This is a genomic window from Rhizobium sp. CBN3, from assembly GCF_030518245.1.
Lineage (GTDB): Bacteria > Pseudomonadota > Alphaproteobacteria > Rhizobiales > Rhizobiaceae > Rhizobium > Rhizobium aethiopicum_A.
In genome coordinates this window covers 548,773-569,932 of the sequence record NZ_JAULSE010000001.1, presented here as the reverse complement: position 1 = coordinate 569,932, position 21,160 = coordinate 548,773, and the positions used below count along the sequence as shown (strand labels likewise).

19 protein-coding genes are annotated in these 21,160 nt (G+C 61.4%); 5 read left to right on the top strand and 14 right to left on the bottom strand.

Translation table 11 applies throughout. The annotated features are described in order from the left end of the window. On the top strand, nucleotides 1–355 hold a 355-nt coding region (locus QWJ46_RS02810), incomplete at its 5' end, for a transposase (protein WP_302748889.1). 60 nt (nucleotides 356–415) lie between these two features. On the opposite strand, the gene QWJ46_RS02805 is transcribed toward QWJ46_RS02810, so the two are convergent. The 4 genes from QWJ46_RS02805 to QWJ46_RS02790 form a co-directional block, all read right to left on the bottom strand. After that, entirely contained in the window at nucleotides 416–1,210 is a 795-nt protein-coding gene (locus tag QWJ46_RS02805; RefSeq protein WP_302748888.1) for an AraC family transcriptional regulator, read from the bottom strand. 59 nt (nucleotides 1,211–1,269) lie between these two features. Continuing rightward, nucleotides 1,270–2,055 (bottom strand): APH(3') family aminoglycoside O-phosphotransferase, encoded by a 786-nt coding sequence (locus tag QWJ46_RS02800; RefSeq protein ID WP_302748887.1) that lies wholly within the window; start codon nucleotides 2,053–2,055, stop codon nucleotides 1,270–1,272. Continuing rightward, complete coding sequence (locus tag QWJ46_RS02795; RefSeq protein ID WP_184454275.1) at nucleotides 2,052–2,213, bottom strand: hypothetical protein; 162 nt, start codon at nucleotides 2,211–2,213, stop codon at nucleotides 2,052–2,054. Before QWJ46_RS02795 ends, QWJ46_RS02800 begins: the two co-directional genes overlap by 4 nt. Nucleotides 2,214–2,314: 101 nt before the next feature. After that, nucleotides 2,315–3,202 carry a DUF930 domain-containing protein gene (locus QWJ46_RS02790; protein ID WP_368046069.1) on the bottom strand — a complete coding sequence of 296 codons (888 nt, stop codon included), beginning with the start codon at nucleotides 3,200–3,202 and terminating at the stop codon, nucleotides 2,315–2,317. 25 nt (nucleotides 3,203–3,227) lie between these two features. Here QWJ46_RS02790 and QWJ46_RS31235 point away from each other — a divergent pair, with 25 nt between their 5' ends. Further along, nucleotides 3,228–3,428, top strand: coding sequence for a hypothetical protein (locus QWJ46_RS31235; protein ID WP_368046068.1), 201 nt, complete (start codon nucleotides 3,228–3,230; stop codon nucleotides 3,426–3,428). A 108-nt stretch (nucleotides 3,429–3,536) separates the two neighbouring features. On the opposite strand, the gene QWJ46_RS02785 is transcribed toward QWJ46_RS31235, so the two are convergent. From QWJ46_RS02785 to dnaG, 7 genes are all read right to left on the bottom strand, one after another. Next, on the bottom strand, nucleotides 3,537–3,830 hold the full coding sequence (locus QWJ46_RS02785; protein WP_302748886.1) for a GYD domain-containing protein: 294 nt from the start codon (nucleotides 3,828–3,830) through the stop codon (nucleotides 3,537–3,539). 308 nt (nucleotides 3,831–4,138) lie between these two features. Beyond that, nucleotides 4,139–6,196, bottom strand: coding sequence for an RNA polymerase sigma factor RpoD (gene rpoD / locus QWJ46_RS02780; protein WP_184454271.1), 2,058 nt, complete (start codon nucleotides 6,194–6,196; stop codon nucleotides 4,139–4,141). A gap of 474 nt (nucleotides 6,197–6,670) precedes the next feature. Further along, a complete protein-coding gene (locus QWJ46_RS02775; protein WP_184454269.1) occupies nucleotides 6,671–7,015 on the bottom strand; it encodes a GFA family protein in 345 nt (114 codons plus the stop codon). 10 nt (nucleotides 7,016–7,025) lie between these two features. Then, nucleotides 7,026–8,063, bottom strand: coding sequence for an L-threonine 3-dehydrogenase (gene tdh / locus QWJ46_RS02770; RefSeq protein WP_184454267.1), 1,038 nt, complete (start codon nucleotides 8,061–8,063; stop codon nucleotides 7,026–7,028). A 215-nt stretch (nucleotides 8,064–8,278) separates the two neighbouring features. Further along, nucleotides 8,279–9,466, bottom strand: a complete 1,188-nt coding sequence (locus QWJ46_RS02765) for a glycine C-acetyltransferase (protein ID WP_302748885.1) — start codon at nucleotides 9,464–9,466, stop codon at nucleotides 8,279–8,281. A gap of 90 nt (nucleotides 9,467–9,556) precedes the next feature. Continuing rightward, nucleotides 9,557–11,425 carry a DNA helicase RecQ gene (gene recQ / locus QWJ46_RS02760; RefSeq protein ID WP_302748884.1) on the bottom strand — a complete coding sequence of 623 codons (1,869 nt, stop codon included), beginning with the start codon at nucleotides 11,423–11,425 and terminating at the stop codon, nucleotides 9,557–9,559. Beyond that, entirely contained in the window at nucleotides 11,425–13,425 is a 2,001-nt protein-coding gene (gene dnaG / locus QWJ46_RS02755) for a DNA primase (protein WP_302748883.1), read from the bottom strand. Before dnaG ends, recQ begins: the two co-directional genes overlap by 1 nt. Nucleotides 13,426–14,091: 666 nt before the next feature. Here dnaG and QWJ46_RS02750 point away from each other — a divergent pair. Then, on the top strand, nucleotides 14,092–14,982 hold the full coding sequence (locus tag QWJ46_RS02750; RefSeq protein WP_302748882.1) for a hypothetical protein: 891 nt from the start codon (nucleotides 14,092–14,094) through the stop codon (nucleotides 14,980–14,982). Between the two features lie 3 nt (nucleotides 14,983–14,985). Here the strand turns inward: QWJ46_RS02750 and QWJ46_RS02745 are convergent, their stop codons facing one another. Further along, a complete protein-coding gene (locus QWJ46_RS02745; protein ID WP_184454254.1) occupies nucleotides 14,986–15,441 on the bottom strand; it encodes a GatB/YqeY domain-containing protein in 456 nt (151 codons plus the stop codon). A gap of 269 nt (nucleotides 15,442–15,710) precedes the next feature. Between QWJ46_RS02745 and carA the strand changes: the two genes are divergently transcribed. Continuing rightward, a complete protein-coding gene (gene carA / locus QWJ46_RS02740) occupies nucleotides 15,711–16,916 on the top strand; it encodes a glutamine-hydrolyzing carbamoyl-phosphate synthase small subunit (protein WP_184454340.1) in 1,206 nt (401 codons plus the stop codon). Between the two features lie 277 nt (nucleotides 16,917–17,193). On the opposite strand, the gene QWJ46_RS02735 is transcribed toward carA, so the two are convergent. Then, on the bottom strand, nucleotides 17,194–18,966 hold the full coding sequence (locus QWJ46_RS02735) for an adenylate/guanylate cyclase domain-containing protein (RefSeq protein ID WP_302748881.1): 1,773 nt from the start codon (nucleotides 18,964–18,966) through the stop codon (nucleotides 17,194–17,196). A 326-nt stretch (nucleotides 18,967–19,292) separates the two neighbouring features. On the opposite strand from QWJ46_RS02735, the gene QWJ46_RS02730 reads away from it, so the two are divergent. After that, the gene (locus QWJ46_RS02730; protein ID WP_302748880.1) at nucleotides 19,293–19,613 is read left to right on the top strand and encodes an antibiotic biosynthesis monooxygenase; all 321 of its coding nucleotides are present in this window, start codon (nucleotides 19,293–19,295) and stop codon (nucleotides 19,611–19,613) included. 17 nt (nucleotides 19,614–19,630) lie between these two features. Here QWJ46_RS02730 and QWJ46_RS02725 read toward each other — a convergent pair whose 3' ends face one another. Beyond that, a complete protein-coding gene (locus tag QWJ46_RS02725) occupies nucleotides 19,631–21,034 on the bottom strand; it encodes an MATE family efflux transporter (protein WP_302748879.1) in 1,404 nt (467 codons plus the stop codon). Between the last annotated feature and the right edge of the window lie 126 nt (nucleotides 21,035–21,160).

Here is a 21,160-nt window from a genome sequence, read left to right as displayed (position 1 = left end):
CGGCGAGGTCGGCGCCGCCGTGCTCATCGCCGAACTGCCCGAACTCGGCGCCATCGACGACAAGAAACTCGCAGCCCTCGTCGGCGTCGCCCCGGTCGCCCACGACAGCGGTACCTGGCGTGGCCAGCGCCACATCGCCGGCGGCCGCGCCACCGTCCGATGCGCCCTCTACATGGCAACGCTCTCGGCCATCCGCTGCAGCCCGGCCATCAAGGCCTTCCACAAACGGCTGCGCGATGCCGGCAAACCACCCAAGGTCGCCCTCGTCGCCGCCATGCGGAAATTCATCATCATGATCAACACTATTCTCAAAAGACGAACCCCATGGAGCGAACCGCAACAACACGGTTGCTGAGGTGCGCAGGCCGAAGGCCGGAGCCTCGAAGGACGAGGGCGGGTGGCTGGGTCTCACCGTTCAGAGAAAAGCGCCGGCGTAAAGCCGCGGCGACAGGCCGTATTTGCGCACGAAGACGCGCGTCATATGGCTCTGGTCGGCAAAGCCGCTGGCAAAGGCGGCTTCCGCAAGCGGCGTGCCCTCAGCGATCAGCCGCCGGGCGATATGGATGCGGGCCTGGACGAGATAGGCATGCGGCGTCAGTCCCGTCGCCTTGGCGAAGCCGCGCAGCAGCTGGAAGCGGCTGAGGCCGCTTTCCCTGGAAAGATCGGCCAGCGAGACGGCGGCAAGAGGATCGTCGTCGAGCAGATCCCGCGCCGCACGGATGGACGCCGGCACCGGCGGCCTCTCCTCGCGGCCGCCGCCTTCGCGCATGACATCGGCGACGAGTTGCAGCAGCAGTTCCTCGCAAAGCAGCGCGTCGGCAGCACTCGCGGTCACAGCGCGAAACAGCGTTTCGAAGCGGCTGCCGATCGCCGCATCGCGAATGACGGGATGGGAGATTTCCGAGCGCCTTGCGCCGATCTCTTGCGAGAGGCCGGTGACGATCTCGGGATCGAAATAGAGGATGCGCCACGACCGGCGCTCGCCGATCGGCGCGCCATCATGCACCTCGTTCGGATTGACGGTGATGATATCGCCGGCCTCGGCCTCCACCACGCCGCGCCCGCTGAGCGATTTCTGCGCCCCAGACGAGACGAGGCCGATGCCGAACTGCTCATGCGTGTGCCTGGCGAAACTGTGAGGCGTTTCGGCTTCCACCGCTTCGACGCCTGTCAGCGCCGAGCGCAGCATCCTGAACTGGTTTTTCGGCATTTGACATCCGCAGGTTCGATGCCGGCAACTCTGCCAGCCGCGCCTTGATGACGCAACGTCTAGAAGAACTCATCGAGGAGCTGATAATAACCGAGCCTTGCCGGATCAGGTGCCGGCAGGCCGTAACGATCGAGAAAGGGCTGCACCAGCGCCTCGCCGAAATTATAGGCGATGCTGCGGCAGGCGAGCGCGATATCCTGATAGCGGTCGGCGACGCCGAGGCGGCTGCAATCGATAAAGCCTGAGAATTGGCTGCCGGACGCGACGAAGTTCGGCAGGCAGGCGTCGCCATGGGTGACGACGAGATCCTCGCTGCCCGGCCTCAGGCTCTCGAGCTCAGCGAAAAGCTCGGCAGCGCTCTTTCCAAGCTGGGCCGCATCGAAATCCTCTTCATCGACGATTGCCGCTTCCATACGCGCCTTGGCCACCGGCAGGCGTTTTTCCAGGCAGTGATCGAACGGACAGGAAGTAATCGGCAGGCGATGAAGATCGAGCATTGCCTCCGCCAGCAACTCGATGCGCGCCAGCGGCGTCAATTCCGCTGCGCTGGCAAGGTCGGTTCCCGGCAGGGCGCTCACCAGCAGCCAGTTACGCTCGCCGTCGCTTTCCAGCGCGATCACCTCCGGGCATGACAGGCGGCAAGCCTTGAGCCAGTCGAGCCGGGCCGCCTCATCGGCAAGTTCGCCGAACGGCCCGGCCGCCTCCACCTTCAAATAAAGCGCTGGCAGGCCCTCGCCTGCCAGACGGAAGACACTCGCCGCCGACCGGCCGAGCGCATCCCGCTCCATCCGGTAGCCGGCCAGACGGGCAGCAAGCGGGCCAGGCAATCTCTCGAAAGATGTCAATGAATCGTTTCGGCGGGGGCTGCTTCGAGCAGGATCTCGAACGCCTCTTCGAGCGCCGCCACCAGAATATCGGTCAGTTCCTCGCCTTTGTTTTCAAGGAACAGCGCGCTGACGGCTTCATCCTGACGCTCAAGAAAACGCTCGATCTCGTTCGACATATCATTGTCCCTTCTTCACCGTACCATCACGGCCAATGAGGAGAGGTTAGGCAGGGTTCCTTGCGCGTGGCTGGTTGCCTGGCGGCGCAAGCCTACATCAGTCAATCACGTATTCTATACTTTGGATATTGGCTCCGAGGGATCAGTCCACCGAATTCGAAAGCAAACGACAGTATTTTCGTGGCGTCGGTATCAACCTCGCACCTGAACCGTACACTGTACCAATTACCATCTTTCGAAAAAGCGCCCGTCTTCATCACCTCAAGTACCGTCGCGTTGGCGAGATATGGATAGGATGGAAGTTCCGGATCTCGGTATTTCGCCGATACGTGTTGAATTTGCTGGTTGAGCTCGGTCCGGCAGAGCTCATTCATGCGTTGGCCGCGCGGCATATTACCCCGTGCTGCTCGTGCGACTGGATCATCGGTTGCACTTTGTGAAAACAACCTCTTAACCTCGGGCAATGCCGTCTTCGATACCTGATCCGTCGGCGGCCTCGGCTGGACAGGCTGCGGCTTCTCCGTCTCGAAGTTCGTCCGCGCCTCTTCGGCTGATGCGACGGCAGGTGCATTCCGTTCCGGATGAATATTTGCCGTCGCGACTTCGGGTAGCTTTACCTCTTCGGGAACCGGATTGCCTGCAGGCTGCTCGGTCGGTTGTAGCGTCTGAGTGGCTTTGGCCATCTGCTCCAACGGCTTCTCCGGAGATGAGGGCGGCGGAGGCACAAGTGTATTATCTATCTCCCCTTGAGATGCATTTCCGTTTTTCGTCTTCGTCGACCCGCTATCCTTGTCACCGAACTCGAAAGCGGATGCCGTCCCTTTCGGCCGGCTCGGCGGCGGGGACGACTTGGGCGGAGGTGGGGGTGGTGGCGGAGGTGGCGGCGCAGCCTTTGCCTGCTTTTGCGGCTTCTCTTCTTTTGGCTTCTCCTCGGCCTTTTTCTGTTCCGGCTTCTTCTCCTCCGGCGGCGGGACGAGCTCGACCTTCACGCTCTCTTCCTCCGGCGGCTTCGGTTTGATCGTCGGCAGGCCGAAAAATAAGGAGGGCAACCACCGGGACATGCAGAAGCACGGACGCACCGATACCCCAGCGGATTTCGAGCCGCCGTTTTACCGTTTCGTGAGTCGTCTCTGCCAAGTCCACTTCGTCTGTCACAGCAGCGATGTGGCCTTTAAAGCCGGCAGCATCAAGCCGCAAAAGCAAAAAACCTCGTGATCGCCGCCGAACTCTCAGTTCGGCGGACGTCATCCGCAGCGCGGTATGGTATGCGATTCGGCCTCACCTGGCCTCTGCACGGTATTTGGAACCGGGCTCGAGCAGTCGTCAGCCCAACGAACCGATGAGATCCCGATAGGCCGCTTCCGGGAAGGCCTTCAGCGTCTCGGTCCGCACGTTGCCGGCCATGGCAAGAGAGAGTGTGAAATGCGCCATCACGGCATCGTCAGGCGCCTCGCAGACGGCCACCATGTCATGCCCGCCCATCGTCAGAAAGAATTGATTGAAGGAGCCGCCGACGCTGGCGAGCAGTTTCTTCGCCGCGTCCAGCCGTTTTGCCGAGTCGCGGACAGTGCGGATGCCTTGATCCGTCCAATCGATCAAAAGAATGTAAGTGGTCATATTGCACCTCCCAGAGCGTGGTGCCGAAAGGGTGAGCAGACGACATCATGCTCTCTTTCTTGATGCAGATCCGGATTCGGATTTCAGGCCGGCAAGGCCTGCAATCATCTGGATCCAGCGGAGGATGGGCCATGCAGGCATATGTCGCCCCTCGCTCGCGCGTTGCGATCGATCCTTACCCGCGGCCGGATTATAGGCTTGTCACCACAAGGCGACAAGAAGCCGCCGGGATCATTGGTACTAATCATAAAAGCAAAAGCCGGGCGTAAAACCCGGCTTTTGCAAATCATGACGGCATTGTCGAAGCGTCAGCTGTCGAGGAAGGAGCGCAGCTTTCTCGAGCGGCTCGGATGCTTCAGCTTCCGCAGCGCCTTCGCCTCGATCTGGCGGATACGTTCGCGGGTGACCGAGAACTGCTGGCCGACTTCTTCGAGCGTGTGGTCGGTGTTCATGCCGATGCCGAAGCGCATGCGCAGCACGCGTTCCTCGCGCGGCGTCAGCGAGGCGAGAACGCGGGTCGTCGTCTCGCGCAGGTTCGCCTGGATGGCAGCGTCGATCGGCAGCAGCGCGTTCTTGTCCTCGATGAAATCGCCGAGATGCGAATCCTCTTCGTCGCCCACCGGGGTTTCGAGCGAGATCGGCTCCTTGGCGATCTTCAGGACCTTGCGGACCTTTTCGAGCGGCATGGCGAGCTTTTCGGCCAGTTCCTCCGGCGTCGGCTCGCGGCCGATCTCGTGCAGCATCTGGCGCGAGGTCCGGACGATCTTGTTGATCGTCTCGATCATGTGCACCGGAATGCGGATCGTGCGGGCCTGGTCGGCGATCGAGCGGGTGATCGCCTGACGGATCCACCACGTCGCATAGGTCGAGAACTTGTAGCCGCGGCGGTATTCGAACTTGTCGACCGCCTTCATCAGGCCGATATTGCCTTCCTGAATGAGATCGAGGAACTGCAGGCCGCGGTTCGTGTACTTCTTGGCGATCGAGATGACGAGGCGAAGGTTCGCTTCGACCATTTCCTTCTTGGCGATGCGGGCTTCGCGCTCGCCCTTCTGCACCATATGCACGATGCGGCGGAATTCCGAGATCGAGATGCCGGTTTCCGTCGCCAGATTCTGGATCTCCTGGCGGATGTCGCGGATCGTCGTGTTCTCGGCCTTGGCGAATTCCTTCCAGCCGCGAGCAGCCAGATTGCCGATCGACTTCATCCAGTTCGGGTCGAGCTCGGCGCCCTGATACTGCTCAAGGAAACTATCGCGCTTGACGCCGTAGGATTCGGCCAGACGCAGCAGGCGGCCTTCGTTCTGCACGAGGCGCTTGTTGATGTCGTAGAGCTGCTCGACCAGCGCGTCGATGCGGTTCTGGTTGAGCGACAGCGATTTGACTGCCTTGATCAGCTCGTCCTTGAGCTCCTTGTAGCGGCGCTCCTGGGCGGAAGACAGCGTGCCGGTGGCGGCAAGGCGCTGCTCGACCTGCTGGTCCTGCAGCTTGCGCAGCTTCTTGTAAGTCTCGGCGATGATGTCGAGCGTTTCCATGACCTGCGGGCGCAGCTCGGCTTCCATCGCGGCGAGAGAGAGGTTGGATTCGTCCTCGTCCTCTTCCTCCTCTTCGGGAGGCAGGCCTTCGCCGCCGACATCGGTAATGTCGTCGTCGCCAGAACGGGCGCGCCGGGTCTTTTCCTTCTCTTCCGCCGCCTTGCGGTCGGCCTCGATCTTCTCGGGGCTCTGGAACTGCGGCGCGGCCTTGGCTTCCGGACCGGAATAGGTCGTCTCGAGATCGATGATCTCGCGCAGCAGCGTCGTGCCTTCGTTGAGTTCGTCGCGCCAGATGATCAGGGCCTGGAAGGTCAGCGGGCTCTCACAGAGGCCGGCGATCATCGTCTCGCGGCCGGCTTCGATGCGCTTGGCGATCGCGATTTCGCCTTCGCGCGACAGAAGCTCCACCGAGCCCATCTCGCGCAGATACATGCGCACCGGATCGTCGGTACGGTCGGTCGGCTCTTTCTTCTTGGCAGTCGCAAGCGCGGTGCCGGCCGAAGGCGCAAGTTCGCCGCCTTCGCTTTCGTCATCGCCGCCGGCGTCGTCGTCATCGCCACCGCCGGAAGCACCAGCCTCTTCGGCTTCCTCGTCCTCGATGACGTTGATGCCCATGTCCGACAGCATCGACATCGTGTCTTCGATCTGCTCGGAGGTCACTTCCTCGGACGGCAGGACGGCGTTCAGCTCGTCCATCGTCACATAGCCGCGCTTCTTGGCGGCCTTGATCATCTTCTTGACCGCGTCGTCGGAAAGATCGAGAAGAGGGCCGTCGCTTGCGCCGTCGCGTTCGACTTCCGCGTCTTCGTTCTCTTTGACCTTGGTTGCCATTTATATCGTCGCCTTCCTGACGCTATCCAATCTCGCTACGGTGAATGGGCCGTCTCAGGGCTTGACGCGCCGCTCGCGTCGCCCTTGAATCACCTGAGCCCACCTAACGGGATGACATTTAAAGTCTGATTAACCACGATCGCCGGTACCGGACAGCAAAGCTTTCTTGCCTTTGGATTTCCGGCCATGGTTGCGCGATCCGCCTTGACCCTGTTCACCGCTTCAACAAGTCGAACGGTGATTCCCACATTTTTTGTTCTCGTCAAGCTTTTCCAGCAAAAAAGCCCGCGAAAACTCGGAAAAAGCCTTATCCACAGGCTTTGAACCGCGGCTGCGATTGCGAACCTTATTTAAGAAGCAGCAAACAAAAGACAAGGGCGGCCGAGATTTTGCTCGCCGCGCCCGTTGTTTCAGCCTTTTGACGCAGTTGTGGCTTGGATATATTGCGCTTTTTCCGGGCGGGTATCGGCCGGCCTAATGCGCCGCGCCATCATAGGGCGTCACCTTCAGCGCGCCGAGATCGAGCGCGGGAATGCAGCGCAGATTAATCGAAGCCATCGACGAGCCGTTAGGGGCCACGCCCTCGCCGAAAGGCGCGATGCCGCAATTGGCGCAGAAATGATGCTGGATGACATGCTTGTTGAAAGTATAAGTCGAGATATTTTCCTCAGGTGTCTTCAGCACCAGCTTCTCGCGCGGCACGAAGGCAAGAAGTCCGCCTCGCCTGCGGCAGAGCGAACAATTGCAGTCGAGCGCCTCGGTGAATTCGCCTTCGACGGTGAAAGCGATGTTGCCGCAATGGCAGCTTCCATAGAGCATGTCGTCCTCCTCACATCCAATCCATCACGACTTTGCCTGAATTGCCCGACCGCATCGCCTCGAAACCGTCGCGGAAATCGTCGATCTTAATGCGATGGGTGATGATCGGCGAAAGATCGAGGCCGCCTTGCACGAAGGCGATCATCTTGTACCAGGTCTCGAACATCTCACGGCCATAGATGCCCTTGAGATTGAGCATCTTGAAAATCACCTTGTTCCAGTCGATCTCGAAACCAGCCGGCGCGATGCCGAGAATGGCGATCTTGCCGCCATTGTTCATCTTGTCGATCATGTCGCGGAAGGCGGGTGCTGCGCCCGACATTTCGAGCCCGACGTCGAAGCCCTCCGTCATGCCGATCGCCTTCATCACGTCGGCGAGGTTTTCCTTCGATGCATCGACGACATGGTCGATGCCGAGCTTGCGCGCCAGGTCCAGACGGTGCGGATTGATGTCGGTGATAACAACCTTGCGGGCGCCGGAACGTTTGGCGACGAGCGCTCCCATGATGCCGATCGGCCCGGCGCCGGTGACGAGCACGTCCTCACCGACGAGATCGAAGGAAAGCGCGGTATGCACGGCATTGCCGAACGGATCGAAGATCGCGGCGATCTCGTCGGAAATGTCGTCCGGGATCGGCACGACATTGCTTTCGGGAATGCAGACGAACTCGCCGAACGAGCCCGGCCGGTTAACGCCGACGCCGAGCGTGTTGCGGCAAAGATGCCCCCTGCCCGCCCGGCAGTTGCGGCACTTGCCGCAGACGATATGTCCCTCGCCGGAGACCCGCTCGCCGACGTGATAGCGGGTGACCGCCGAACCGATCTCGGCGATCTCGCCGGAGAATTCATGACCGACCACCATCGGCACCGGAATGGTCTTCTGCGCCCACTGGTCCCAGTTCCAGATGTGGACGTCGGTGCCGCAGATCGCCGATTTCTTCACCCGGATCAGCACATCGTTCGGCCCCACCTCCGGCACCGGCACATTCTCCATCCAAAGCCCGACTTCCGGCTGCGACTTGACCAGCGCCTTCATCATGTTCGACATTCAACTACCCCACCTTTGCTGGCCCAGACTTCGCTATTCCCTCTTCTCCCCAGCGGGGGAGAAGGTGCCCGTAGGGCGGATGAGGGGGCCACACGGCACACCGCCCAAATCCGATATTGTTTCTCGCTTACTGCTCGAAACCTCGCTTCGCTCGCCCCCTCATCTGTCCTGACGGACATCTTCTCCCCGCTGGGGAGAAGGGAGAAGAAGCCTTCTCAAATCACCCCCAACTCCCGCCCTGCCTCCGCAAAAGCCGCAATCGCCCGCTCTACATCCGCCTTCGAATGCGCCGCCGACATCTGGGTGCGGATGCGGGCCTGGCCTTTCGGCACCACAGGGAAAGAGAAGCCGACTACATAGATCCCCTTCTTCAGCATCAGGCTCGCCATGTCCTGCGCGAGCTTGGCATCGCCAAGCATGACCGGGATGATCGGGTGGCCTTCGCCGGCTAGCTTGAAGCCGAGCTTCGTCATTTCAATACGAAAGAGATCGGCATTGTCGGAAAGGCGCTTGCGCAGGGCATCGCCGTTTTCGATCAGGTCGAACACTTTCATCGAGGCAGCGGCGATGACGGGAGCCAGCGTGTTCGAGAACAGATAGGGCCGCGAACGTTGCCGCAGCCATTCGACGACTTCGGCTCTCGCCGAAGTGTAACCGCCGGACGCGCCGCCGAGCGCCTTGCCGAGCGTGCCGGTGATAATATCGATCCGGCCTTCGACGCCGCAATATTCCGGCGAACCGCGGCCGTTCTTGCCGACGAAGCCGACGGCGTGGCTGTCGTCGACCATGACCATCGCGCCGTATTTCTCGGCGAGATCGCAGACGCCACCGAGATTGGCGATGATGCCGTCCATCGAGAAGACGCCGTCGGTCGCAATCAGCTTGAAGCGGCTGCCTTCGGCCTTTTTCAGCTCCTCTTCCAGCGCCGCCATATCGTTGTTGGCGTAACGGAAACGCTTGGCCTTGGAGAGCCGCACGCCATCGATGATTGAGGCATGGTTCAGCGCGTCGGAAATGATCGCATCCTCTTCGCCGAGCAGCGTCTCGAACAGACCGCCATTAGCATCGAAGCAGGAGGAATAAAGGATCGTGTCCTCCATGCCGAGAAAGGCAGAAATGCGGGCTTCGAGCTGCTTGTGCTCCTCCTGCGTGCCGCAGATGAAACGCACTGAGGCCATGCCGTAGCCATAGCGGTCGAGCGCCTTCTTGCCGGCCTCGGCCAACTCTTCGTTGTCGGCAAGGCCGAGATAGTTGTTCGCGCAGAAATTCAGCACCCGCTCGCCGGTGGAAATCGCAATCTCGCCCGCCTGCTTCGAACTGATGACCCGCTCTGACTTGTAGAGGCCGGCATCTCTGAGCGCCGAAATCTCGGCCCGGAGATGAGAAAGAAATGGCGAGGTCATAGGCGGCCCTTCCTGACGTTTTTTATAGCAATCGGGTTAGCATATCGCTGCTTGCTTGTCTTCTCGCTGCGCCAAAATCAGCGAGCCCGTTCAATCCTTGTCGTGCGAGAGAATGATCTCCAGGAAAGCGTCGCCATAACGCTCGAGCTTCGATTGCCCGACGCCCGATATGCCGAGCAATTCCTTGCGGCTGCGCGGCCGCTCCGTTGCAAAGGCAATCAGCGTCGTATCGGGAAAGACGACGTAAGGCGGCACGCCGAGCGATTTGGCAATCGCCATGCGCTCGGCTCTCAGCGCCTCGAACAGCGTGCCGTCGGCGCCCGACAGGCCCGACTTGCGCTCGCTGCGCTCGGCCTTCTTCGTACGCCGTTCGGAAGCCGGACGGTCCTTGCGGAAGAAGACCTGCCGTTCCTGCTTGAAGACGGCGCGCGCCTCCGGCTCCAGCTTCAGCGCCCCATAGGCCTCATGATCGATACGGATCAGCCCCATGGCGAGCAGCTGGCGGTAGACGGATTGCCATGTGCGCGCCGGAATGTCCTTGCCGGCGCCGAAGACCGGCATAGTCACATGACCGAGACGTTCGGTCTTTTCGTTGATGTTACCGACCAGCACATCGATGACATGACCGGCGCCGAACCGCTCGCCGGTGCGGTAGACGGCGGCGAGCGCCTTGATCGCCGCTTCCGTGCCCTCCCAGGTTTCAACCGGCTTCAGGCAGGTGTCGCAATTGCCGCATTGGCCGGCATGCGGCTCGCCGAAATGGGCAAGGATCGCCTGCCGGCGGCAGGAGGCGGTTTCGCAGATCGCCAGCAAAGCATTGAGCTTGGCCCGCTCGACCCGCTTGATCTCGTCTGCGGCATTGCCCTCGTCGATCATGCGGCGGCGCTGGATCACGTCGGCCATGCCATAGGCCATCCAGACCTCGGACGGCAGCCCGTCTCGGCCGGCGCGCCCGGTTTCCTGATAATAGGCCTCCACCGAACCCGGCAGGTCGAGATGGGCGACATAACGCACATTCGGCTTGTCGATGCCCATGCCGAAAGCGACGGTCGCGACCAGGCAGAGATTCTCTTCTTTCAGGAAAGCATCCTGATTGGCGTCGCGCAGCGCCCGGTCCATACCGGCGTGGTAGGGCAGCGCGCGGATACCCTGCCCGTTCAGCCACTCGGCCGTATCCTCGACCTTGGCGCGCGACAGACAATAAACGATGCCGCTGTTGCCTTTATGGCCGGAGAGGAAGCGCAGAAGCTGCTGGCGCGGCTGGTCGCGCTCGACGATTTCATAGGCGATGTTCGGCCGGTCGAAGCTGGTGGTGAAGATTTCGGCATTGCCGAGCCCCAGCCGCTCGATGATATCGTCACGCGTATGCGGGTCGGCCGTTGCCGTCAGCGCCACGCGGGGCACGCCGGGATACTGTTCGCCGAGGCGGCCGAGCTCGCGATATTCCGGGCGGAAATCATGGCCCCACTGCGAGACGCAGTGGGCCTCGTCGATCGCAAACAGCGCGATCTTCTCACTGGCGATCAGCTCGCGGAAACCATCCGTCAGGATGCGCTCGGGCGTCACGTAGAGAAGATCGAGCTTTCCCGCCGAAAGCGCCCGGCGAACCTCGACGAACTCCTCGCGCGACAGCGACGAATTGAGTGCCGCAGCCCTGATGCCGAGCTGTTTCATCGCCTCCACCTGATCGCGCATCAGCGCGATCAGCGGCGAGACGACGATGCCGACGCCGTCACGGCAAAGCGCCGGGATCTGGAAGCACAGCGATTTTCCCGCGCCTGTCGGAAAGAGCACCACGGCATCGCCGCCGGAAACAATATGCTCCACCACCTGCTGCTGTTTGCCGCGGAAGGTGGAATAACCATAGACCTGTTTCAGGATGTCGAGCGGCGAGCGGCCGGCGGAAAACAGCGCATCGGAAGCGGAAAAGCCTGGTTCATTGCGTTCGCTGAGCGGCATCAGTGGTTCGCCGCCCCTTTGACACGGCCGGAAAGCACGCCGAAGCCGTCGATGATCGCCTCCTGATTCTCCAGGCGTACGCCTTCAAGATGCACTTCCTGCTGCGCCCGTATCAGCTGAACGATCGCCTCGCCGTCGCCGGCTTCGGTCGCCAGCGCAATCTCGCGTTCGAGTTCCATCTTCTGCCGGCGCAGCGCCTTCGCCCGTTTGTGGAAGGCGAGCGCCTGACGATAGCCCTCACGGGCATCCTCCATCGCCGCCTCCTCGGTCGCCGTCCAGAGTCTCGCATTGCGCACCTGCTGGTCGAGGCTCTTGATGAGCGGACCGAAGCCTTCGAATTCCAGCCGCTCAGTCAGATATTCGCGCGTCAGATGCGGGCCGGCGACGGCAGCGGCTGCGCCGAGCATCGCCGACCAGAGCCGCTGCAGCTCGCGGCTGTCATATTCGATCGCGGCGATCTCGTCATAATCGTCGATCATCAGGGCCGGATGATTGACGATGGTGAGCGCCAGCACGCTTTCGCGCAGCGCCGTATTGTCCCGGTGTCCGCGCACGGGGCCCGAGCGGGCGAGCCGGTCGGAAATCAGGCTGGGGCTTTTCGGTCCTGCCTTGGCCGCATTGTCGCGGCCGTTCCGGGAATTGCCGCTGAAACCGCGCCGCTCGCCACTGTTGCGGTTCTGGAACTGCGGCTGGAAGAAGGCGTTCAGCCGGTCGCGAATATCCTGCTGGTAATGGCGGCGCACATTTTCGTCGGCGATGACGGCGACGAGCTGCTTCAGCCGTGCTTCGAGCTCGGCGCGCGCCTCGGGCGTATCGAACTTGCCGGTGTTGATTTCCCGGCTCCACAGCATCTCCGAAAGCGGCTTCGCCTGGCTCATCACCTTGTCGAAAGGCGCGCGCCCATCGTCGCGCACGAGATCGTCCGGGTCCTTACCGTCAGGCAGAAGCGCGAAGCGGACGGAGCGGCCGGGCTTCAGATGCGGCAGCGCCAGCTCGGCGGCGCGATTGGCGGCGCGAATGCCGGCGCCGTCGCCATCGAAGCACAGCACCGGCTGCGGCACCATCTTCCAGAGCAGCTCGAGCTGGTTTTCGGTGAGCGCCGTGCCGAGCGGCGCGACGGCGTTTTCGATGCCCGCCTGATAGAGCGCGATCACGTCCATGTAACCTTCGACGGCGATGATGGTGCCGCTCGCATTGTCGTCCTGAGAGTCGCCGCGGCCAGGCCCCTGTATGGCGCGGCGCGCTCGGGCGAAATTGTAAAGGACATTACCCTTGTGGAAGAGCTCCGTCTCGTTGGAGTTCAGATATTTCGCCGGCGCATCTGATGACATGGCGCGGCCGCCGAAGGCGATCACCTTTTCCCGCGACGAAAGGATCGGGAACATGATGCGGTCGCGGAAACGGTCGTAGGAAACCGGCACATTTTCATGCACGACCAGGCCGCAGGCCTCGATCTGCTCCTTGGAGACACCCTTGCCGGCGAGGAATTCCTTCAGTGCATTGCGGCTGTCAGGCGCATAACCGAGACGGAAGGTCTCGATGGTACGCCCCGTCAGCCCGCGATCGCGCAGATAGGCGCGCGCCTTTGCGCCATTGGCCGTCTGCAGCTGGTCCTGGAAGAAGCTGGTCGCCATTTCCATGACGTCGATCAGCGAGCCGCGCTCCTTTTCGCGTTTCTCCATGACGGGATCGGCAAGCGGCATCGGCACGCCCGCCATGTCGGCGATCTGCTGCACCGCCTCTGGAAAACTCAAGCCCTCCAGCTCGGTCAGGAAGCGGAAGTGGTCGCCGGTGACGCCGCAGCCGAAGCAGTGATACCGCCCCTTTCGGTCCTCGCAGTGGAAGCTCGGCGATTTCTCGCCATGGAACGGGCAGCAGGCCCAGTAGTCGCCGCGCGAGACATTGGTCTTGCGCTTGTCCCAGCTGACGCGGCGCGCAATCACGTTCGAAATCGGAACGCGGTCGCGGATCTCATCGAGAAAGGTGTTGGAAAAGCGCATTTATCCCTCTTGGCCAAGCTCCATATAAGCTGCTTTGCCGCACCATGCCACGAAACTCGTCGGGAAAACCCGCTATTCACAGGCAAGTGCACCCGACGGTGGCAGCGTCGGTTATCCAATCAACAACGCGTGACCACCCCTGCGACAGGGGTGCGACATTATTGTCGCCGAAAGGCCTGAGGTCGGCCGCCTCAAGGGCTTCGGCACGAGCGTGGCATAACACGAAACCGAATTAAAACGTTTCAAAACAGGCCCTTAGCGACACGATCGCTCGCGGATCGTGATCCTGGCGGCGCCTGCCGAACCTTCGCCTCGAAGACGCTCGAAGCGCCGTTTCCGGCAATCATTATTTTTTTGTAATTTGAACAGACAGCCGCATCGCCATAGGTTTGATCTCAACAAAGCGATCCCCGAGCGAAGCACCATCCCTACCCCCGGCGCCGCTTCGCAAGGGTGCCTTTGCAAATACCCTCCGGCTTGGGCCTCAGCCCTGCGTTGCCGGCGGAAGCAAAGAGCAAGAAGGCAGGAGCGCCCCCAGCTCCTGCCTTCTTAAATTTTAGGCTCTGTTGCCAACTCTCCCTTTGAAATTAACCGCTTATCGACAAAACCGTTGACAGACGGCGCGGGCATGAAAGATGTATGCGCCGAACTCCTGGACCCTTCCCAATGGCTTTCACCGCGGAAAATCTTGCAGCAGACGATCGCTTTCTCGCTGCGATCCTAGATTGCGCCAATCAACTGCTTGCGATCTATCGCGAGAGCCCGCGCATCGCATCGATTTTCGCCGCGCAGCAGCGCTGGCTGATGGCCCATGCCGGCTTCGCACTTCATTACGGTCATCCCGACGACGGCCAGAGCGGTGGCCTCTATTCCGGCCGCTTTGTCGATTTCGCAGTCAAGAACGACATCGCCAGCCGCAACACGGCCGCGGCCTTCATGCAGGAAATGCTGGCCTATCGTTTCCTGCGCGTGGTGCCCGGACCTGACAAGCGCACACGCTATCTCGAACCTACCGAAATTGCCGAACAGCATTTCACCCGATGGCTCGTCACCCATATGATGATCCTCGACAGCCTCGACGGCGGCGAACGCGCCGACCAGATCACCGCTGACCCCTCCGCAACAATGGCTGCGATTCAGCCGCGGATCGCAAGGGCGATCATCGGCAGTGAGTCCGTGCGCAATCCTGGCCCCACCTTCAACCTCTTCAACTGGGCGAATTCCGGCGGACTGGTGATGGATTACCTGATCTCCCGCCTTCCACAATTTCCTCGGACGGGCGAGCGCGTCGTTATCGGTCCCCTGTCGCTCCGGGAGCTCCGCGAACAATTCATGATTTCCAATACCCACCTGAAGCGGCTTCTGACCCAGGCCGCAACCATGGAAAGCGTCGGCTGGACAGAACCTTCGCGCAAGGGCGACTTCTGGCTGTCCCGCCGCTTCATCCTCGAATATTGGAACTATCAGGCGGCGAAGTTCGCCATAGTCGATGCCGCCGCCGAGGCCGTGCTCGGACCTGCGGTCCGTCAAGAACCGCAAGCGAGACGGGCCATCTGAGGCTTATCCGTTCAAAAGCTCCTTGACGGTTGCCGATGCCTTGGCGAAATCCATCTGGCCGGCATAACGCTCCTTAAGCGCCGCCATGACCTTGCCCATGTCCTTGACGCCGGCAGCACCCGTCTCGGTGATGATCGCCGAGATGTTGGCGCGCACTTCGCTGTCGGAAAGCTGCTTCGGCATGAAGTCCTGGATGACGGTGATTTCCGCCCGCTCCTTGGCGGCAAGCTCCGGCCGGGAATTCTCCTCATAGATCTTGGCCGATTCGTCGCGCTGCTTCACCATCTTGGCGAGGATCTGCAGGATCTCGTCGTCGCTCGCCTGCTCCTTGCCGGTACCGCGATTGGCAATGTCGCGGTCCTTGATCGCCGCCTGAATCAGCCGAACGGTCGATAACCGCTCCGTATCCTTGGCCTTCATCGCCTCTTTCAGCTGGGTGGCGAGTTGATCGCGCAGCATGTCTTCACTCCTTTTTTGATGCCGCTTCATAAACCACGCCGATGCGACCGATCAAATAAATTGCGCGATGGGCGCGATAAAGCGCAGGAAAACGGCCGCAATCCCGGCTACAAAGATTGACGCTCCGCGATTGCTTGGCTATTTACCGCCACCTGCACCAAAATTCGTGATCAGGCCTGAAGCGCGCGGCATTGCCGTGCCCACACGTCTGCGAGATCAAATGGCGACGAGCGCGGCTAAGCGCATCGGCCGCCGGAAACGGGATGAAGATGACCGCAACAGCACCCTGGACAACCGAAAAGCCGACCGCCTTGCTCGTTCTTGCCGACGGTACGGTGATCGAAGGCAGGGGCATCGGCGCCACCGGCAAGGTCCAGGCCGAAGTCGTCTTCAACACGGCGCTGACCGGCTACGAAGAGATCATGACCGACCCCTCCTATCTCGGCCAGATCGTCACCTTCACCTTTCCCCACATCGGCAATATCGGCACCAATGACGAAGATATCGAGGACCTGACGCCTGCAGCCCGCCACGGCGCGGTCGGCGTCATCTTCAAGGCCGACATCACCGACCCCTCGAACTACCGCGCCGCCAAGCACCTCGACCAATGGCTGAAGGCCCGCGGCATCATCGGCCTTTGCGGCATCGACACGCGTGCGCTCACCGCCTGGATCCGCGAGAACGGCGCTCCGAACGCGGTGATCGCCCACGACCCCAACGGCGTCTTCGACATCGAGGCGCTGAAGGCCGAAGCCAAGGCCTGGAGCGGCCTGGAAGGTCTCGATCTTGCCAAGATCGCCTCGTCCGGCCAGTCCTCACAATGGGCGCAGACGCCGTGGGTCTGGAATGAAGGTTACGGCGAACTCGGCGCGGCGGATGCGAAATATCACGTCGTCTGCCTCGATTACGGCGTCAAGCGCAACATCCTGCGCCTGTTTGCCGGCCTCGACTGCAAGGTGACCGTCGTGCCGGCAACAACGAGCGCCGAAGACGTGCTCGCCTTGCAGCCGGACGGTATCTTCCTGTCGAACGGTCCCGGCGATCCGGCGGCAACCGGCGAATATGCCGTGCCGGTAATCAAGACGCTTGTTAAGACCGATGTCCCGGTCTTCGGCATCTGCCTCGGCCACCAGATGCTCGGCCTCGCCTTGGGCGCCAAGACCGAAAAGATGCACCAGGGCCATCACGGCGCCAATCACCCGGTCAAGGATCACACAACGGGCAAGGTCGAGATCGTCTCGATGAATCACGGCTTCGCGGTCGACTCGAAGTCGCTGCCCGACGGCGTTGAAGAGACTCATGTTTCGCTTTTCGACGGCACCAATTGCGGCCTGCGCGTGCTCGGCAAGCAGGTCTTCTCCGTCCAGCACCATCCGGAAGCCTCTCCCGGCCCGCAGGACAGCCATTATCTCTTCCGCCGCTTCGTCAACATGGTGCGCGAGAAGAAGGGCGAACCGGCGCTCGCCGAACGCTGATTTCAAGAAGTGCCGGTTTCGCAAGGCCTGTTAAACGGGCAGCCACCAAAGTAACGCGGCATCTCTTGAACTTGAAAGACAGCTATCAGAGAAAGGACCGCTATCTGCCCATAGCGACCTTTTTTCGTTGCCGAAGAACAGGGCTGCTTTGCGTTCGCAAGTAGAGGACGGCTTCGCAGCTTCCTGACGCTGAGGGTCGTGGTTGCGCCGGCACTGGCTATTACTCAGCTCCGTGCAAACGGCGGCAACAGCTTCAAGATCGGACATTAATCATCCGTCATTGTGCGACACCAGCCTGGCGTAGCCCCTCCACGACAAGCTCGAAATCAGCGGGATTCTTGAAGGGCAAGACTTTGCGACGGTATTCCAAGGAGTAGTCGGGATTGACTCGCAGCACTTCTTGCCACGCCGCGCGAGCCTCTTCGAAACGGCCGAGGTGCCCGTAACAGGCGGCGAGAAGCGCGCGGGAGACATCGGTAATGGGGTTGCGGCTCACGCGCTGCAGCAACAGCTCGACGGCCTCTCGGAACCTTCCCAGTTGAAACAGAGCCAAAGCCTGAAAGTGGAGAACGACATCCGGAAAGTACGGATTCAGGACCCTCGCCCGATCGAAACAGGCGAGTGCCTCCCCGGCTCTGCCCGAATAGATTAGTGCCTCGCCGAGGCTGACCTGCCCTTCGGCGAAGTTCGGATTGAGGACTATCGCACGCTCGGCCTCGCTGATGGCTCTATCGTGCTGTCGCGAGTAAAGCTTGACCACGCTCAGCGCCCAGTGTGCAACAGGATCGTTATCATCCCGCGCTACCGCCAGCGTCGCAGCCTCTTCGGCTTGCTCGATGGAGCGCTGCGGCGACGCGCTCCACCGGTTCAGGTAGTCGAGCCCGTGAGTAAGAGCGAGAAAGGCGTGCGCCGAGGCGAAGTTCGGGTCTAGGTCGACGGCGCGTTGCAAAAGCTCGCGGGCATCGCTGTTCGTTTGCTTCGTCAGGCGGTGCCACAGCTCCCGGCCACGCAGGAAGCAATCATACGCCTCAGGGCGCCCGGTCTGCCCCGGCACCAGCCTTTTTCGATCGCCCTCTGTCAGACTGACCGCCAGCGCATCGACGATTTTCTGCGTTACATCGTCCTGAACCGCGAATATGTCGGTCAGGTCGCGATCGAACCGCTCCGCCCATATGTGCCCGCCGGTGGTCGCGTCGATGAGCTGCGCTGTGATGCGTACCCTGTTCCCCGATTTGCGCACACTGCCCTCGAGAACATGCCGCACGCCGAGCTTCGTGCCCACCTCCTGCACCTGGACGTTCTTGCCCTTGAAGGTAAACGACGAATTGCGGGCGATGACGAAGAGCTGCGACAACTTCGATAGCGCCGTGATGATGTCTTCCGATATGCCGTCGGCGAAGTAGTCCTGTTCGGCGTCACCGCTCATGTTGGCGAAGGGCAGGACGGCGATCGACAGCTTCGGCGACGTTGCCGTCGCAGGTGGGTTCGTTGCGGTTTCCGAGGTCGCGGCTGCCTTGGTCCCGGCGCTGCCGACTTGCAGCGAATAGACCCGGATCGGTTCGGCGATGTTCTTGAGTTGCGTGTTGCCGAGATCGCTGACCGAGAGGTCGAGCCTCGCCTTGACTTGGCGATAGGCATCCTCGGACAGGCAGATCGCGCCCGCCGCAGCGACGCCCTCCAATCGCGAGGCAATGTTGACCCCATCGCCCATCAGATCGCCGTCGCTCTCCTCGACCACGTCGCCCAGATGGATACCGATCCGGAACTCGATGCGACGATCCTGCGGCACGCCGTCATTGCGCTCGACCATACCGTTCTGCACCTCAATGGCGCAGCGCACGGCGTCCACCACGCTGCGGAACTCGACCAGCGCACCATCGCCGGTGCGCTTCACCACCCGGCCATGGTGCACGGCGATCGTCGGATCGATGAGATCGCTGCGCAGTGCCCGCAATCTCGCCAGAGTGCGGTCCTCGTCGGCGCCGGCAAGCCGGCTGTACCCGACCACGTCTGCGGCCAGGATTGCAGCCAGCTTTCGGTTCTCGCTCATGGCGCGGTCTCCTCACTTCCAGGATAGCAGGGAGACAGAGGGCAAGAAAGAACTTCTAGCCGCGGCTTGGAGCGATCTTGGTTGAGATCGACTTGTCCAATGGCTCATGGACGCACGCGACCTTGAAGCTCCACGCAATGACTGCTCTGTCGTTCCTTGACCCCGAGCCAGCAACTGCTTCTGGCGCACCGTTGCATCAAGCTTCGACAATGTGCCCGAAACAGGAAAGCAATGAACATTCGACCGGCCCCTGCCCTTTCACTGTTGACCTCAACCATGCTTGAGGAATTACAGAACTGCCTGCAGATCCGATGCAGGAGATATAGATGAGCGGAGCTTTCTATCGTGTCGACAAGTTCATCGTGCCGGCGGCGGCGCGTGAGGAATTTCTTGTCAAAGTGATGATGACCCACAAGCTGCTGGAGGCACAGGAGGGCTTCATCGATCACCGGGTGCTGGAGCAGGTCGCAGGTCCCGGCGAATTCAATTTCGTCACGATCGCCGAATGGGAAAATACCGAAGTCGTCGAGCGTGCGCGGGCAGCCGTGACGGCCGCCCATAGGGCCGCAAATTTCGATCCGCAGGAAATGTTTTCGCGTCTCGGCATTCGAGCCGATATCGGCAGCTACAAGCCTGTCGCCGCTTGAGGGTTGTGGCCGCCGGCTCAGACGCCGGCGATCGCGCCCTCCCGGCGAACGAGAAGATAGAACCGTCCGCAGAGCATGGCCGCCGCCGCCGCCAGCCCGACGAGGAAGCCGAACCAGATGCCGATGCCGCCCAGGCCCAGCGGAAAAGCGAAGGCCCAGGCCAGGAAGAAGCCAATCGGCCAGTAAGCTATCAGCGCCATGATCATCGGCACCCGCGCGTCCTTCAGCCCGCGCAGCAGTCCGTTGGCGATCACCTGCAGCCCGTCGACCAGTTGGAAAAGCCCTGCAACGACGATCAGCGGCCCGGCATAGGCGAGCACCTCGGGCGCCTCGGGCGAACTGACGTCGAGGAACCAGCTGCCGAGGAATTGCGGCATGGTGGCAAAGAGCACCGAGCCCACCGCCGAAATGGCGCAGGCGAGGATGAACACCATAATCGAAGCCCGCACCAGCCCGTTATAATCGCCCTGCCCGTGCGCGACGCCCACGCGCACCGTCGCCGCCTGGCTGAGGCCGAGCGGGATCATGAAGGCGATCGAAGCCCATTGTAGCGCGATACCGTGGGCGGCAAGTTCGATCGTGCCGATATAGCCCATCAGCAGCGAGGCCACCGTGAACAGGCTGACCTCGGCAAGGATGGTGACGCTGATCGGGAAACCGAGCCGGATGACTTCCAGCAACGCATGCCAGTCGGGCTTCCAGAACCGCACGAAGATCTCGTAGCGGCGCGTCTCCTCCCGCCTCTGCACGAAGGCAAGGATGAAGAGAAAACCAGCCGTCTGCACCACGACCGACACGATCGCCGCACCCTCGAGCCCCATCGCCGGAAAGCCGAAATGGCCGAGCACGAGGGCATAGGCGAAGAACGCGTTCATCACCAGCGTAACGATGGTGACGTTGAGGATGATGCCTGCCTTGCCGATGGCGCTGACCAGCGCCCGCATCACGTTGAACAGCAGTGCCGGCAGCACGCCGAACTGACCGATCATGATATAGCCATGCGCGAGCTTGGCTACCTCCGGCTTCTGCTGCGCGAAGAGCAGGATCTGCTCGGAATTGAAGAAGGCGGGCTGCATGACGGCCCAATATCCAATCACCACCCACAAACCCATGCGCAGCGATCGGCGCACAGAGACGACGTCGCCGCGGCCATAGGCCTGCGCCACCATCGGAATGACGGCGATGGCAAAACCCGAACCGAAGATCAGGATGGTGAAGAGGAATTGAGCCGACAGCACCATCGCCGCCAGATGCTCGGCGCCGAGGCGCCCGACGATCATCACGTCGGTGGTATTGATGCCGAGCTGAGCGAGCTGTGCGCCGATCAGCGGAATGCCGAGCGCCAGTGTTGCACGAAAATGCGCACCCCAACGATTATCGTTTGTCGGCGCAAGGCTGCGCGCGTCGATCGGCGTGTCCATGACACCAGTCCTGTGATTGAGATCTGCGACGCCGCGTAATGGCGCAAAAATATCACTCGGGCTTAAATCAAAGCCCGGCAAAGAACTACCCCAAAACAGGCAGATGATGAAAAATTCATCATACCA

Bases quoted from the DNA above. Each gene is read 5' to 3' on its own strand.
- QWJ46_RS02805 (WP_302748888.1), bottom strand. From the start codon at position 1,210: ATGCCGAAAAACCAGTTCAGGATGCTGCGCTCGGCGCTGACAGGCGTC.
- QWJ46_RS02795 (WP_184454275.1), bottom strand. From the start codon at position 2,213: ATGTCGAACGAGATCGAGCGTTTTCTTGAGCGTCAGGATGAAGCCGTC.
- QWJ46_RS02785 (WP_302748886.1), bottom strand. From the start codon at position 3,830: ATGACCACTTACATTCTTTTGATCGATTGGACGGATCAAGGCATCCGC.
- rpoD (WP_184454271.1), bottom strand. From the start codon at position 6,196: ATGGCAACCAAGGTCAAAGAGAACGAAGACGCGGAAGTCGAACGCGAC.
- QWJ46_RS02775 (WP_184454269.1), bottom strand. From the start codon at position 7,015: ATGCTCTATGGAAGCTGCCATTGCGGCAACATCGCTTTCACCGTCGAA.
- tdh (WP_184454267.1), bottom strand. From the start codon at position 8,063: ATGTCGAACATGATGAAGGCGCTGGTCAAGTCGCAGCCGGAAGTCGGG.
- QWJ46_RS02765 (WP_302748885.1), bottom strand. From the start codon at position 9,466: ATGACCTCGCCATTTCTTTCTCATCTCCGGGCCGAGATTTCGGCGCTC.
- recQ (WP_302748884.1), bottom strand. From the start codon at position 11,425: ATGCCGCTCAGCGAACGCAATGAACCAGGCTTTTCCGCTTCCGATGCG.
- dnaG (WP_302748883.1), bottom strand. From the start codon at position 13,425: ATGCGCTTTTCCAACACCTTTCTCGATGAGATCCGCGACCGCGTTCCG.
- QWJ46_RS02750 (WP_302748882.1), top strand. From the start codon at position 14,092: ATGGCTTTCACCGCGGAAAATCTTGCAGCAGACGATCGCTTTCTCGCT.
- QWJ46_RS02745 (WP_184454254.1), bottom strand. From the start codon at position 15,441: ATGCTGCGCGATCAACTCGCCACCCAGCTGAAAGAGGCGATGAAGGCC.
- carA (WP_184454340.1), top strand. From the start codon at position 15,711: ATGACCGCAACAGCACCCTGGACAACCGAAAAGCCGACCGCCTTGCTC.
- QWJ46_RS02735 (WP_302748881.1), bottom strand. From the start codon at position 18,966: ATGAGCGAGAACCGAAAGCTGGCTGCAATCCTGGCCGCAGACGTGGTC.
- QWJ46_RS02730 (WP_302748880.1), top strand. From the start codon at position 19,293: ATGAGCGGAGCTTTCTATCGTGTCGACAAGTTCATCGTGCCGGCGGCG.
- QWJ46_RS02725 (WP_302748879.1), bottom strand. From the start codon at position 21,034: ATGGACACGCCGATCGACGCGCGCAGCCTTGCGCCGACAAACGATAAT.